We start from the raw sequence: 16,134 nt of genomic DNA, 5'->3' as shown, positions 1-16,134 counted from the left end.
GGACGATATAGATTTTTCAAATCTCACTCCTTGAGAAAATTTCATGCATCAAATATCGGATTATCCGCCGAATATATCGATGCGCTTCAGGGACGTAGCAAAAATCAGGTTCATGAGGCATATATCAAGACCAATCCTAAAAAATTAAAGGAAATTTATATGTCCCGGATGAAAAATTTGTTGATAAATAATAATGAAAAAGAAGTTAAAAATCAGGAATTTACAATAGTAATTAATGTATTTTTGGCTGGAAAAGAATATAATTTAATTTAATACCCTACTTAAATGACTTTTTCAAAAACTTTGTTGGATTGAAATTCTTATTTAAATAAGGGTGTGGATTTTTTGATTTATTTCATATTTTTTTTATTAACTTTTATGGTTTTATAATGGTGATGGGTGGAGTATTTTTTTTATTTGGTTATTTTTAGTGTTGTTTTTTTGTTTATTTGCCAGTTTGGGTTTGTTGTTGTGATTTGGATTTTGTGGTTTCCTATTTTTAGGTTTTTGGTGTTTAGTATTGCAAATCCTTTAGAATTGGTTTTTGCATTGTATATTTTGTAGGTTTTTCCAGTAAAGACTTTGATTTTTAATAATATGTTTTGGATTGGATTTTTGATTGTGTTTAATATTTGTATTTTAAATGCTTTGTTCTTTTTGACTATGCTTTGTGTTTTGATTATTGTTGGCGCTTTAGTTATTCTGATAATTTTAGTTATTTCTTTGGTGTTGTAGTTCTTGTTTAATGAGTAGATATGCAGTTTGTAGTTTCCAACGTATAAAAGGAATGGTAATTTAGCAATTCCTTGGGAATTAGTGGTTATATAGTATGTTTTGATTAGTTTGTTTTTGTTGTATATGTTTATTTTGATTTTTGAATCTTTGATAGGATTATTCTTGTTATCTAATAACTTAACGGTAAAATATGGATTAGAATAATCGAATCGCAGGATTAAGTTACTTGATTTTAAAATAGCAGTACTTTTAACTACACTAATTGAAGAATTCATTATTGATTCATTAGCATAATATTCATCTAGGAGTATTTCATTAGGTGGCAGTCCACCATAGGTTCTTCCTTTCAATACTTTTGCATAGAATTCAATATTGTATTTTCCCACTGTTAAATTTGAAGGTAATGTAATGCTTGAAAAACCGTTTTCATCTGTTTTGGCATTAAATATGCAATCATAACCGTTATTGTATATGTGGATTTTTATCGAATCATTTATATATGGTATGTTGTTTTCATTAACTATCTTAAAGGAAATTTTATCATTATATACAACGATTTTATTAAATGTTAATTTTGATTTTGCATTAATGGTTACATTATCAAAATAGCAATCTTGCCAAATATTGCCTTCATAATGGCCATGAATAAAACCACTTACAATGGGATATTCTGTTTTTATACCATCAATCATATTATAATAATAATTGGAGTAGAAGGATGAATTGATTATGGAACCGTTTAAACCTTCCCAATAAACGCAATTGCCTTCATGCCCATCATGTGCATGAAGATTGTCATGAACTTTGCAATTGATTAGTTGGCCATTGTTACCTGCCCAATAAATTGCAGAGCCTGCATCAAGAGTATCACCTTCTATTCTGTTTTCTGAAAAAGCTGGGACTTGCATATTCCAATCTCTCAAGCCGTTTGTTATGCTTATGTTTTTTAGTATTACGTTGTTTGCTGAGATATATAAGCATCTATTTGTTTTGTTTGCATCGATTATTCCATTGTTGTTTTCGCTTGTGATTGTAATGCTTTTATTGACAACAATATGTTGTCCATTTCCGATGTATGTTCCGTTAAGGATGAGTGTGTCGTTTTCTGATGCTGAATTAATTGCATCTTGAATATCCTTGAAGGTATTTCCTTCTACATACTTGATATGGGAATTGTTTGAAACATCATTTTGAGTATTGGCAAAATCCTCTGAAACTAATTTATTATTATTTGAAGCGTCTGTCTGTATTGCATTTTCACCTAAATCACTTAAAGGCATATTATGTGTTGTCATGTTTTCATCTGCAGACACAACACCAAGACTCAACATTAACAAAGAAAACAATATAAATATGTAGATTATTCTTTTCAAAATTAATTTCCCCCTTATTTTATTCGTTAATTTAATTAAACCTATGGAATTAAAATAAAAGCAACGGATGTTACTTTCGTGTAGTTGTAAAAAAAGATTATCGAATTATATAATGCTAAAAATAAATTACATAGATTAAATTAAATTTATGTTTTTCTTGTTATTTAAATATATTTATCATTTATCGGGAATCTTTCAAAAACTTTGTTGAATTGAAATTTTTTGATGAAAGTTAGTTTTGAATTTTTAATTCTGTTTAAAAATAGTTAAATTTAATAAATAGCCATAGCAAAAGATTTTGTTTGAACATTTCCTTAGAAAACATTAGCCTCAAGCTGCAAGTCTTTGTTTATTGTGCTTGCAATTCCTTCTATGTCCAATGTTCCGTTCTCATTAAGCTTGTAATCTGTAACATCAATATTGGTGTTATTAGAGTTTTTATCGAATGTTTTCTAAGGAATTATTCAAAACGGGATTACGTGATGAAGGTAGTGAAAATTATAATGCTGCAAATAATATATGGGATAACTATAAATCTAATAAATTACTAAATAAATATATGTCTTTTAGGAGGATTAAAAAATGACTTCTCAAGAGGATGAAGAGATTATTTTTCCATTTGGTGATGGGTGTTGTAATGATCAAGCTGTTTTTGATTTAGATCATAAATTAGTATCTGGTGAAATCTCATTGGAAGAATACCTAAAAAGAATAGAAGAGATATAATATACTATTTTAATTTTATCATTGAATTAATCATAAATGTTGTTGACTTTGTGTTGATGACACATTATGTTTTTATCGAATGTTTTCTAAGGAATTATTCAAAACTATATAACTCCAATAAAATTTGTACATTTAGTGATTAACAAACTTAAAGCAAAAAATAGAATAAAAAATGAGGATTAACCTCAATTTTATTTTAAATCAAAAATTTAAACAATTACTATTGCATCATTATATTGAAAACTTTTTATAAATGTATGGTATATTATAAAGCTTAGATTTGTTTAATTTGGTGAAAGAACCACTACATTTACATTTACCAAAGTATTTGGCATTTTTTCCAAGAACTTTAACATAATCATAGTAACGGTTAAAATAGCCATAGTAATGTATTACTTGAACCATATGTTTATAAGCTACACCAGATTGTCCCTGACCATATGAAAACAACATATAAACACGAGATTTTTTATAATAAGTCTTTTTACCAGCTTTAAGCTTTACTTTAACATATTTATTAGTTTTAACTGTTACATAAGTTCTTAAACCTGATTTATATTGGTCATATCCATAATATTTAGTTCCAGGAGTATAATAATCACCATCATCGAACCAAATATCTTCAATACTGCTGATTAAAAAAAGTTTTTTGTATTGAGCATTTGAAAGAACAGTTTTAAAACCACCTATATTGAATGTTCTTTGTTTTTTAGTTGGAACTTTGTATTTACTTACAACACTACTAACAGATACAGAACTTGATAAAACATTATCAGATGATGAAACTGTTAATATAGTAGCATTATTCTCACTTGCCAATACCTCGCCATCGTTTGTTACAGTTAAGATAGTAGAATTGTTTTCACTAATTACAGCCACAGGTTCATTTTCTTCATCAGAAATTGAAAGACTGGCATTATCTTCTTCATTAATAGAAATGACATCATTATTTTGTTCTTTAAATATATCAGTGTCATTATCAACTGCACTTACACAAGATATACTTAAAATAACAAATATCATGCTTAATATCAAAAAATATCTTTTTTTCATATTTTCCCCCCCACATAAGTAGTGTTATTCTTATGTATATCTGATGAATATAATAAGCATTTCTAAAACAATATTTGACTTTACAATTTTCACTGAGATGATTAATTAAAACAATACCTAAACTAAAAACCTAACAAAATATTAATGAAAGTAGCATTGGAGATGTAACTTCAAAGAAAATGTCGCAATATGTTACATCTATCTATATTAAAAGGAAATAAAAAAGCAATCTCGTTCAATACAAAAATAATGTAAAAAAATAATGGAATGCACAAGATTCACTAATTTAGACATCCCATTATACTAATGCAAGCATAAATTAAAATAAATCCACATGTTCAATATGTACAATTGAATTTATGTTTTCCACTGTTTTAATAGTTTATGTTACACAAACAAATACTGACCTACCATCTACAAACAAAATTTCTGCTTCATCCAACATATAAGTATCATCATCAGGATTAGCATTTGCAGTGAACTTATCTCCAACTTTTCCATCTCTTAATTCCCGGAATGTTATTCCATACTCTTGCATTGTTTTAGTTTTTATCGAATGTTTTCTGATTACATTGTAATCTGTATATCGATGTTGTTTGAATAATTTAAATGTTTTCTGATATTTTTTTAATAATTGGTTCCAAGTAAAACGAGCATTAACAATCAGTAACTCGAAAAATAGTTTCATATTTCAAAGGCGACAATTGTTTTAAACAAAAAAAAGTATTTTTGATAGCATATGTTAAAACATGGATATATCCATCTTTGGTTAAATTTTTATGCATTACATGAGTTTTTCATATATCTTCTTTTTTCCAGTCATGGAAGGTTGTTGCTGAATATGGACCCCTCCAAAAAGATTGGCTTCCAAAAATGTGATGCTGCCGTTTTCTCGAACCACAACATCCCATGATATATAGTCAAAGTCTTTTACCGTCCCATGGGCTTTTAAAACCATTTTCTTTACATTCTCCCATTCCGGGACTTCAAATCCTTTTATATCTATGCCAGTATCTGGATGTTTTAAGAATTCGTTTCCGGATTCATCTACAGCTCTACTTTTACGATTCCGTTGTCAATATCTATTTCCGCAACCATCCCTCCTGAACTGTAATTATCTATTCTGGAATTTCGCCTCCCAATCCTTATGACGGCACATGTAATATGGAGCTTTCCATCACGTAGGCTCCTAGTAGTGTAGATTCTTAAAGTGTTTATAGATTGAGGATGCAGAGTTGCAAGCTTGGAATTCTGTGTTATAACCTCTTCAATGATATATCTCCTATCTTGCACTTTTTTATATAATGCTTCTATCTCATCGTCACTTTCCACCTTTGCAAAGAATATGCCTTTACCTTGTGAACCTCCGTTTGGTTTTATAATAAGTTTATCTTGAGAATTGCAAAACTCAAAGAATTTTGCTTTTGAAACTTCATCATCAATCCATTTGCGATCAATGTATTCCTTAAAGTCAATGTTGAATTGTTTTTTAGAGGTAAATTTAGTCCAATCCCTGGTTTTTTTTATCACCGTTGAATGTCTTAACCATTTTAGCCAAATCCCCTTCGGTAATGAATGTTTTGCGCACGGAATGTTGCGTATTATAAAATTCATATAAAAAATAGTCCAAACTGTCAATTCCAGGATATAATATCTTACATATGCCATAATATATCCAATGGCAAAGCCCCATAATTTTCCCGCATCAGGCTTTATATCTTTTAGGCAGTATTTTTATGAACGAGTATTATTTTTGGGTTTTTCCTAAGCATTTTTTGACAAACCCCTATTAAAAATACATTTATGACATCAAATCAGTTCAATATTAATCTTTCAAATATGTAATTTTGATATATATTATTTGTTAAAATATGAAGATTATTCAAAAAAAAATAAAAAGTGTTAGAGTGTGTGTTTCTCTAACGTCTAACGATTAATGTTGATTTTACAATATCTTTCAGATATATTGTTTGAACGATATATTTTCTGATGCTCAGTTTGTTGATTGCGGCTTTGTTGATTTTAGCAATTGCAAGTCCGTTTTTGTTGGTTTTTGCACTGTAGATTTTACCGTTCACTTTGAATTTAACTATTTTTCCTGCAATCGGTACTTTGCCTTTTTTGAGTACTGCTTTTAGTAAAAGTATTTTTGCTGATTTTTTGACTGTTGCAGTTTTCGGTGTTTTAAGCACCTGGATGACATTTAAAACGTTTTTAACGGTTTGTCCGGCATATGCTGTAGTTATTATGTATTTTCCTGGAGTGATTGTGTACGGTATTTTGAGAATTGCCCAGCCGTTTGCATTGGTTTTTACTCTGAATAATGTTTTTCCAACTTTAATAAGCACGATTTGGTTTTTACCAACAAATTGACCGTCATCACCTCTTACACGTACTTTGTATGTGTGTCCGTCATAGTAGTACATGTTGACATTTGTGTTTCCTGTGATTTTTTTTATTGCAGGTGAAACAGTCACCATGACAGCTTCACTTACCATGTCATATTTGTCATCACCATCGTAGAGATAATTTAATGACCAGGTCCCAGCTTTTGTGGGAGTGACATACACTGTGGCTTTGCCTGAATTTATATCACCATATCCGTCATCCCAGTCTTCACCATACATTCCATCGACAAGAATAATTATTTGCATTTCTCCAGTTGCATCTTTTGGCAGGGTGAATGTGAATTTTGCTTTTTCTCCTACAGTCAGTGTATTAGGAAATGTTGGAGTTATTTTTGGAAGTAATTTTTTCACATCTATTTCAAAATCATCGCCATAATCAGGATAGTTTCCGTTTTCATAAATAATTTCTACATCCCATAAACCAACATCCAAATAAGCTAGAGACACTCTTGCCTTTCCGTTTTTAAACTCAACATCACATTCTTCATAATCAATTAATACCTCCAAATCACCGGTTGCATCTGATGGATATTCAATTTCCAGGTACTTATTATCCCCTACACGCATGTCTGGAATTGTTACGACAGGAGTTACTTGAACATATTCTTCTTTTGGTTCAATTTTATAGTCGCTTCCCTGATATTCACATATAATATAGTGTTCTCCAAGAGGTAAAATAGGTAATTTTGCACTTGCAACACCATCAACAAAATTTGCTGATGCAATTACCTTATCGTCAAGTTTAACAACGAGTTTTCCTTTCGCATTCTTGTTCATTGTCAGGTTGACTATTACATTATGCTTATAGTCTACATAGCTTTCTATATCCCAATATTCACGGACATACAAATTGAGTGTTGTTGAATTTTCAGGATAGTTGCCTCCATAGTATCTGACAACTATTGTGTGGTTGAACAAATCCAGTCCCTCGATTTCCTTTCGAATGATTTCTTCTGCAACGACAGTTTCAGTGACACCATCAATAGTGATATCAACTTTTCCTTTAACATCCTCAGGAAGATCAATACAAAGATCTGTTGAACGTCCAATATCTATCTCTTCATCACAGTAAACATCAAAAGTATAATGATAGTTAAATGTTCCGTTTTTTACAAAATCATACAATTTATTATCGCCAGTGTAGGATATAATGTACGGATAAAGTCCGAATTGCTTTTCTTTTATGCCAGTATAGACATTCAGACTCATCCAGGCATAATCATCATCCCAGTCTTTATCCTTGAATTTTTGACGAGTTACCTGTTTGCCATTTATGTTAACTGTGACATATCCGTTAGCTCCTTTTGGAGCATATATATCAATAGGCACATAATCTGAATCTGTTTCCTCTGAAAAGTCAATGTCTATTTGAGAATAGAAAAATTTTCCTCCAAGAGTCATAGGATTGTATTTTCCATCCCCTAAAAATTCCACTTTCCATTCATGATAACCAGGATTGCCTATAAATTCATAGAATTCATCATCTAAGTCAATATATTGGAATATACTGTATTCTGAATCAAAAGTTCTGTAGACCTTGTCATCAAAGTAAACGTTCATATTATATTCATCAACATCCACCGGCAAGTCTATGCTCATTTCCTCATCAAAATACTCTTTACCATTAGTAATGATTTTATCTGGGATTGTTACATCAATAGACGTGTTATAATCCTTTGATACATAATCATTTTGTTCAATTGAAATCTCATCAGATGAAATTTCCTCAATTGCCAGTTTATCAGAAGTTACATTGTCTTCTGCACTAACAGCACCAATTGTTAAAATAGCCAGCAGCAATATGCTGACAAGCATTATTTTTTTAAGCTTCATAATTTTTCTCCTATAATGCCCGTAAAATATTTGATATTCTACACAAAATAACATTATGAAAATATATTTAATGAAAAAATTATATAAGTCAAATAAAGCTATTGCTTTCATTAAAAGGTGCTAGTATAGTTAATTACCAAACTTTTTGTTATCGAATGTTTTAGAAGGGACATTCAAAACAATTATTTTTAAAAAGTTTAATTAAATCTGAAATAGTAATTTATATAATATTTTGATGTAAAAAAAATGCTTTATAATCCAAAGAAAACCAATTAAAAATGCAGTCATTCTATATTATGAAATAATATTGATTTAAAAATAAAAAAAAGAAAGGATATTAATTGTATACAATTAATTCCCTAAAATATTTTCATGATTTCGTATGAATTCTTCTTACTCATTGCAGTGACCTGCTCTTTAGCTAATTTAACAGTCTGTTGAACAAATTTAGCATAGATTTTATCAAGAGCAGCTTTTTTAATTAACTGATCTGTAATTGGTGCTAATTTATTAGCTGCTGCCCCATATGGAACAAAACTGATACCGTTAGCTACACCTTTTAATACTCTTACCCAGAAGCTGCTGTAATCCTGATGATCATTGGAATAGATAAATCCTTCCAAAGCACCAAAACTACCGCCAATAAGAGCACCGGCACCCATTGATATCAAATTCGCAGCCGCAACACCTGTTGCACTAATTGCCCAACTGGAACCCATAGTAACAGCTAAAGTTACTAAAAATATACCAGTTTCAAGCATTTGAACTTTCCAAGCAGGTGCAGGATTTTTTTCAGTAATTTTAGGTATTATATTAGTAACAGAAACAATTTCAACGGAACCTTGCTTATTATAAATATCCACATTTGATTTACTATTATATCCATAGTTGTTTGTGAAAGTGGATATAATAAAGTGAGTAGCACTAGTAGTGTAAACAGCTCCACCATATTTTGCATAATTGCCGTTAAATGTAGTATTTAAAACATTCAAAATACCGCCTTTATTAACGATAGCACCACCATAATCTTCTTTGAAATTATAATCCACCCTATTGTTATTTAATGATGAATTAGTGATTGTTAAAGATCCGGAATTGATTATTGCCATGTTAAATCCTTCAATGGACAAGTTTACGATATTGACTGTAGAACGTGAAGTGGTTGTTAAGAATTTGGTTTCGTCACTATCTTTTGGATTTGAAACAAAAACCCTTGCACCGTTACCGTTTAAAATCAACATTCCATAATCCATTTCAAATAATGTATTTGAATCCGGGAAGATAGCATAACTTCCAGGTTTGAAAGTTACATTGATAATATCATATTCCTTATTGTTTTTAACAATTTTGGAAACTTTTATCAAAGATGAAATGCTGTCTACTACTGCATTGTATACACTATAACCAAGAGAATCTCTAGTTAAGCAAATACCACTCTTATCTAGTTTAATACTGTCTTTACCAATACCTTTACAATTTACTAATTTAACAACTGAGTTTCCAGTGATGTGCAAATTGCTTGGATTTCCATTTTTCCAAACTAATTTGGATACAATTTTATTGTTTGAAAATGTACAGTTTGAAAATAGAGCGTTTGCAGAGTCATCACTGTAATATGCACCACCTGCATTAGCTCCGTTATCTTTAAATGTGGAATTATAGCAATAAACATGACCATAGTTTCTAACAGCACCACCGAAATCTCCGGTTTTACTAATGTGGTTAATTCTATTATTCTCAAATGTACAATTTATCGCAATAAATGTTCCATAGTTAATAATAGCTGTGTTGAAATTTTTAATGGTCATATTAACTAAAGTTAATGACCCTGATTTTGGAACATATGCAAAATGATAATCATTAAATACTAAAGCATCCGGATAAGCTATTGTAGCTCCATGACCGTTTATAACAACAGGCTTAGCACCTACATCAACCAAGTATTCATTCTGAACAATGGCAGGCATTAAACCTTGATAATCAGTTCTCCATTCATCCTGATGTTTATCACGGTAATGTTCATATTTTGCATTATATACGCCCGGAGCCAAATTGAATACATATGCTGTAGCATCATCTAAAACATTATATAATCTATATATTAAAGAGAATTTACCATCTTTTAATCTATTCCATTTTAAAAGTTCATCAACTGAAGAAATATTGTAGGTTAATGTATTATTTTTATTATATGAACCTGTTTTCATTATGCTTATACTTGCAGCGGTTTCAAGATAACCGTTTGCAACAATATGATTATATGCATTGAAATCATCATCATAAACTACAATCATACTTTTATCAACGGCACGCACATTATCTGATTCAGCCTTAAATTGACATTTTATGAAATTGGTTACTGAATTCTTTTCACCATATAAAACACCACCCATAGTGTTTTCATCATGGCTGCCGAAAGTCACATCATCGTTTTTGTTATGATCAAAAATACAGTTTTCAAATGAAGCCTTGTATTTATTGTAGATTACAGAAGCCGGTGTTTTTGTTTGGAAAAATTTAGCGTTGTTTTCTACAAATACTGAATTGGTACAGCTGACGTCACCAGCACTTGAAAATACACGATAAAATTTCTTAAATGTCACATTATTAATAATTGTTCGAGTACTTGGTTCCAAAGCCATGAAATTATGGTGATAACCGTCATCTAAAGTAGCTCCATTACCATTAATGAATAAAGTTCCATGAGTTAAATGAATAAGATAATACCATTCCTGGTCTCTCCAGAAGTTATCAGTGACCTTATAAGTTTCCTTTTTAAGATTGATGATAATAACATCTGCTCTGAACTCCTTGGCAGATATTTTTCTTAAAACATTAGTCAGCTCAGCAGTATTTGAGGCTGTGACATTGTATAATATGAAAGCCTCACCCTGAGGTAAAACATATCTATAGAGATTATCTCCAAGAGAACTGACCATGGTCAGATTCTTAATTGTGAATGTTTCATTACCGCTTATAGGCAGGAATGAACCATAGCTTGCATCATTCAATCCCAAATCCATATTGGAAAATTTATTTGAAACTGTAATGTTTTCCTGTATGACAATATCTCCGAATTTGGTTGTAACAGTGTATTTTCCCGCAGCAACATTGAGTCTGAAGTAAGCAATACCATCTTCGGAAATGTTGCTGTTGAATGTTTTACCATTTATTGTGAATGTAACATTGCTGCTGTTTGTTGCATATTGACTGTTGAACTGGACAACATAAGGATCATTGATGTTGAACAGCATATTTCTTTCTTTAATATTCAGCTTATTTGTGAAAGTTTGATTGGTAACAGGATTTATTGCTTTAACAGTGTAATTGCCAGGTTGCAAATTAGCATACAGACTAGCAATACCATTAGTAACATATCCAGTATAGTTGACATTGTTAATGTTGAACTTTACTGCAGTATCATTAGCCAAGAAATTACCTTTTGAATCTTTAAATACAGCAGAATAATATTTATCTTCACCGAATACCTTATTTAAATCATAACCGTAAACACTGATATATGAAGCAGTGGTTTCAAATGTTAATTTTTGGAACTGGCCGACTGAAATAGTAATTTTATGAATTCCAGTCTCGTTTGGAATATATTTTAGTTCCAGGAAATTTCCGTTAACTTTCTTGTCAACAAAAACACCTTTTTTGTCTGATGAATATGATATTTTATCGAATGTATAATATGGAACATTGCCTGTGAATGATATCTTGATAGATGCTTTTACATCAACATATGAGTTTTTATCACCAGAAACACTTACGCTGACAGGACTGTCATCGTTTTTATCAGTGTTACTTCCAAAGGTATGGTACTCTTTCAATTGGTTTCCAAGAGGAACACCATTAGCACCCCACCAATTATTGTTGACAGCATCGTAATAACCACTATTGAAAACAGTCACTCCCTGACCGCTTGCAGAATTTCCTATGAATGCATTATTGGTTAATCTTAAATGAGCATTTTTAGAATCTGTGTAGAGTACTCCACCACGTTCCACACCATTATTAAATTCAAAATAACAACCATTTATATTTATAGTACACTCTTTATTAATGTAAATTGCTCCACCGTCTCTTTTTCCACCGTTTTTAATTTGATTTGAAATAAAAACGGAATTTTTTATCTCATTTGCTTTTTCTGTATATATTGCACCACCATAGTTTTCAGCCCAGTTATTGGCAAATGTACAATTATCTATGTTTACAACACCATTTGAACGAATTGCACCACCATAACGTCTTTCTTTACCTCCTGCCGCAGTATTTCCAGTGAAAGTGCACTGAAGGAATTTGAGATTAGTGGAACTGCTGTCACTGTGTATTGCTCCACCGTCACCGGCTGTAGCTGAATTGTTTATGAAACTGCATGATTTGAATGTTATGTCTTTACATTTATTGTTGATATAAAGCGCACCACCAAAATCAGCGGTTACCTTATTTCCAATGAATTTTACATTTGTGATGTCATTTGATATTGTGGATGTGTAAATAGCTCCACCATGATCTTTAGCAGTATTTGACTGGAACAGACCGTTAATTCCGAAGCTGATGTAATCTGTATAGATTGCTCCACCTTTACCGTCTGCAGTATTGCCTGTGAATGTGGAGTTATCTACATGAGTCCATTTGTATGAATAAACAGCTCCTCCACTACCGGAAGAAGCTACATTGTTGTTTAAAATACAGTCATTTATCAATGTACGTTTTACACCATTGGAATAGATAGCTCCTCCGCTTTTAGCATTGTTACCTGTGAATATACATTTATCAAATACTCCATCTTCTGTAGTAAATACCGCCCCACCATTATTAGCCTTGTTGTTTGTGAATTTGGAGTTTTCTGCTGTTAAATCTTTTTTGGATATGATTGCTCCACCGTCACTTTCTGCCTTGTTTGAATCGAATACTGAATCGGTAACAGTACACATTCTCTGAGAGTAGATTGCACCCCCTGAACGTTTAGCGGCATTATTTAAAAATTTTGAATTTTTGACTACAATATCTCCTTTTGAATATATTGCCCCGCCATGAACATCAACATTATTGTTTGTGAATGTTGAATTGATAATGGTTAATGTATCTTCCACGTTATTGAAAATAGCTCCACCATAATTTTTAGCATAATTGTTTTTAAATGTACAGTTAATAACTATGTATTTAGCAGAACCTGTTATGTATATGCATCCTCCTGTTTGGTAATCATCATTTTTACCATTTACAAATATTAGATTTTTAATAGTGATTGTTCCTGCTGAAGATTTCAGTCCCTGTTTGGAACAGTTGATTGTATGACCCTTACCGTCAATTGTAATGGTTTTATCTATTTTTAGAATATTATCAGTACTTTGATAATTTGTATCCAAAACTAATGTAGAACCTTCAGAGGCATTATTAACTTTTTTCTGCAAATCATCAAAACTGCCCTGTGACAGTACATTATCATTAGTCAAAAGCAATTTTGAATCTTCATCAATTGAAGCATCGCCATTTTCAATTGATTCATTATTATTTTGAAAAATATCTGTTTGATTATTGGCGTCCTGCGCTGCAACTGAAGAAATTGAGCATAATGCAAGCAATAACAAACAAATAATCAATAATTTAGATTTCATTTATAAAACCTCATATAACCCTAATTTTTACCTTTTTGGATATTGTATTATAATAATAATTACCGGAAAATTTAACTATAGAAATAAAAGTTCCTTTTTTTGTTAATTTAGTTATTTTGAATATTGCCTGACCTTTAGAATTAGTTTTAGCAACATATAATTTTCCATTAACTTTAAGTGTAACTTTCAAGTTCTTCACCGGTTTATTTTTATAATTCTTCAATACAACTGCAAATTTTTTAATTTTCAAAGAGCTCTTGTAGGTATTAATTTTAGCTGCGATTTTAGTATTTTCTTTAAGTATTCTAATTTTAACCACTTTGGAAGCAGTATTATAATTTGAATCAGTAAAAGTAATAGCTAAATTTTTATAACCTGCTTTTAATATCTTGAATTTAACTGCAGAGATTATTAATGTAGCAATACCTTTTGAATTGGTTTTTGCAGTTCCCAAATATTTGCCATTAACTCTAACAATAACTTTTTTACCTACAATAACTTTTCCTTTGCCGTCTTTAAGTGCAATGTTAAATTTGTTCGGATAGTTTATAATAAATCTTTTTGCAAATGCAATTACAATAGCTTTTGATTTAACTACTGTGACATTGTACTTAAGTGCAGGATCATTATATCCTTGTCTAACATAATTTACGGTTAGGGAGTATTTTCCTACATTTAATTTAGGAACAGCTATTGTTGCAGTACCGTTTACGACATTTGCTGAGTATGTTTTTCCATTGATTTTAGTTGAAACAACTCCTCCATTAACCGAATTACCGTTTTGAGTTATTGCAACAGGTATTTTAATTATCTCACCATATGTATACTGGTCAATGCTGTCATCAATTTCCATTTCAATTCCATTTAAAATAATTGGAGTGTCGGAATCGCAATTTTTTGTTATGATATTGCCGTCCTGTGAAATGATATTGTTACTTTTATCTTTTGCTTTGTTTGCCTCAAAAGAAACTCCATCAACCACAACTTCACCGGCAGCAGCTACCGCTCCACCTGAATTTGCAGTGTTTTTTGTAAATGTTGAATTTGAAATATTACCATCCGCCATTGCAACAGCACCACCAGTTTCAGCTTTATTTCCAGTAAAATCAGTGTTATTGATTGTTGCTTCACTATCCGCATAGATAGCTCCACCATAGGATGTAGCGGAATTAGATTCAAATAATGAATTGTCAATATTGCCGTTATCCTCAATCATTACAGCCCCACCGAAATCTGCACTATTATTCTCAAAGTAAGTTTTATTTATAGTTACATCACAATAATTGTCACAGTATACAGCTCCACCGTTTGATGCATTATTTGCTAAAAAATAACATTCAGTAATATTTCCATCCATACTTTCCCAATAAATAGCACCACCGTAATCATCAGCAGTGTTGTTTATAAAAGTAGACTCCATCACATTAAAAGGACCTATTAAAAGGTATAATGCTCCAGCCGTATCGGCAGTATTGTTTATAAACTGAGTTTCATAAATTAGTCCTCTGTCATTTTCCCAGTATATTGCTCCACCAACATCTGCACTATTTAGTTCAAAATTACTATAAGACAATGTGAAATTTCTTCCATAGACATATAATGCCCCACCAGCTTCATAAGCTGTGTTATTGTAGAAAGTGGAATCAGATATATGACCATCTTCACCATACCAATAGACTGCTCCACCGTTATCTGCAGTATTGTTTATAAATTCACAACCAGACATGAGTCCAGAAATACCTGTCCAGTCAACAGTTCCACCGCTTATACCAGTATTATTAATAAATCTACAATCTTCAAGCAATCCTGAATTACCTATCCATTCAATAATGTCATAAGAATTGTATAATTCCCAATTTATAAAGTTCATATTTTTCAATACTACGTTATCTCCATGGATTCTGAAAAGAAAAGTCAAATTTGATGAATTTCCATCAAATGTATGTCCCTGACCGTCTATAGTTACATTATTTTTTAATATGGTTATCCCTCTATTGTCAGGAGTACTGTCATTATTAAAGTAATAATCCTTTTCTATTTTTACAACGGAATTATCATCAGAATTTTCTATTTCATCACGAAAATCACTGATAGTTTTAGAAGTTTTTGTTAAATTTTCAGATATTGAAGATTCCAATACTTTATTAGAATCATCGAAACTGGTTAAAACCGTTTCTTTATTATCTTTTATAGTATTATTATCTTCAGCGGACACTCCCGCTACAGACACTAAAAGGCACAATATGGCCAATACTATAAAAATTTCTTTAGTTTTCATAAAAATTTACCTCAAATTTTCAAAATTTTAATACATTATTAATATATCTAAAAATTCATTTATAAATTTTTAGTAAATAATGTAATTTAATAATAAAAATTAAA

Annotated in this window: 11 protein-coding genes; 2 read left to right on the top strand and 9 right to left on the bottom strand. The window is 30.9% G+C overall.

Translation table 11 applies throughout. From position 1 onward, the window contains the following. Nucleotides 1-30 precede the first annotated feature (30 nt). On the top strand, nt 31-273 hold the full coding sequence (locus tag Q0P94_RS02245; RefSeq protein ID WP_295113364.1) for a hypothetical protein: 243 nt from the start codon (nt 31-33) through the stop codon (nt 271-273). Between the two features lie 140 nt (nt 274-413). On the opposite strand, the gene Q0P94_RS02240 is transcribed toward Q0P94_RS02245, so the two are convergent. After that, on the bottom strand, nt 414-2,108 hold the full coding sequence (locus Q0P94_RS02240; RefSeq protein ID WP_295113361.1) for a hypothetical protein: 1,695 nt from the start codon (nt 2,106-2,108) through the stop codon (nt 414-416). 582 nt (nt 2,109-2,690) lie between these two features. On the opposite strand from Q0P94_RS02240, the gene Q0P94_RS02235 reads away from it, so the two are divergent. Further along, nucleotides 2,691-2,834, top strand: coding sequence for a hypothetical protein (locus tag Q0P94_RS02235; RefSeq protein WP_295113358.1), 144 nt, complete (start codon nt 2,691-2,693; stop codon nt 2,832-2,834). Nucleotides 2,835-3,065: 231 nt separating this feature from the next. Here Q0P94_RS02235 and Q0P94_RS02230 read toward each other — a convergent pair whose 3' ends face one another. From Q0P94_RS02230 to Q0P94_RS02195, 8 genes are all read right to left on the bottom strand, one after another. After that, complete coding sequence (locus Q0P94_RS02230; RefSeq protein WP_295113355.1) at nt 3,066-3,887, bottom strand: hypothetical protein; 822 nt, start codon at nt 3,885-3,887, stop codon at nt 3,066-3,068. Between the two features lie 382 nt (nt 3,888-4,269). Then, nucleotides 4,270-4,425, bottom strand: coding sequence for a hypothetical protein (locus Q0P94_RS02225; protein ID WP_295113352.1), 156 nt, complete (start codon nt 4,423-4,425; stop codon nt 4,270-4,272). A gap of 246 nt (nt 4,426-4,671) precedes the next feature. Next, nucleotides 4,672-4,887, bottom strand: a complete 216-nt coding sequence (locus Q0P94_RS02220; protein WP_295113505.1) for a sugar-transfer associated ATP-grasp domain-containing protein — start codon at nt 4,885-4,887, stop codon at nt 4,672-4,674. 47 nt (nt 4,888-4,934) lie between these two features. Then, complete coding sequence (locus Q0P94_RS02215; RefSeq protein WP_295113350.1) at nt 4,935-5,417, bottom strand: sugar-transfer associated ATP-grasp domain-containing protein; 483 nt, start codon at nt 5,415-5,417, stop codon at nt 4,935-4,937. Next, a complete protein-coding gene (locus Q0P94_RS02210) occupies nt 5,389-5,580 on the bottom strand; it encodes a hypothetical protein (protein WP_295113347.1) in 192 nt (63 codons plus the stop codon). Before Q0P94_RS02210 ends, Q0P94_RS02215 begins: the two co-directional genes overlap by 29 nt. Nucleotides 5,581-5,806: 226 nt before the next feature. Beyond that, entirely contained in the window at nt 5,807-8,128 is a 2,322-nt protein-coding gene (locus Q0P94_RS02205; RefSeq protein WP_295113344.1) for an Ig-like domain-containing protein, read from the bottom strand. A 359-nt stretch (nt 8,129-8,487) separates the two neighbouring features. Beyond that, nucleotides 8,488-13,752 (bottom strand): right-handed parallel beta-helix repeat-containing protein, encoded by a 5,265-nt coding sequence (locus Q0P94_RS02200; RefSeq protein WP_295113342.1) that lies wholly within the window; start codon nt 13,750-13,752, stop codon nt 8,488-8,490. 10 nt (nt 13,753-13,762) lie between these two features. Continuing rightward, the gene (locus tag Q0P94_RS02195) at nt 13,763-16,030 is read right to left on the bottom strand and encodes a hypothetical protein (protein ID WP_295113340.1); all 2,268 of its coding nucleotides are present in this window, start codon (nt 16,028-16,030) and stop codon (nt 13,763-13,765) included. Between the last annotated feature and the right edge of the window lie 104 nt (nt 16,031-16,134).

Origin of the sequence: uncultured Methanobrevibacter sp., from assembly GCF_946184425.1 — an archaeon.
GTDB lineage: Archaea > Methanobacteriota > Methanobacteria > Methanobacteriales > Methanobacteriaceae > Methanocatella.
Note: the sequence above shows the minus strand (reverse complement) of the source record. Positions and strands in the feature narration are given on the sequence as shown.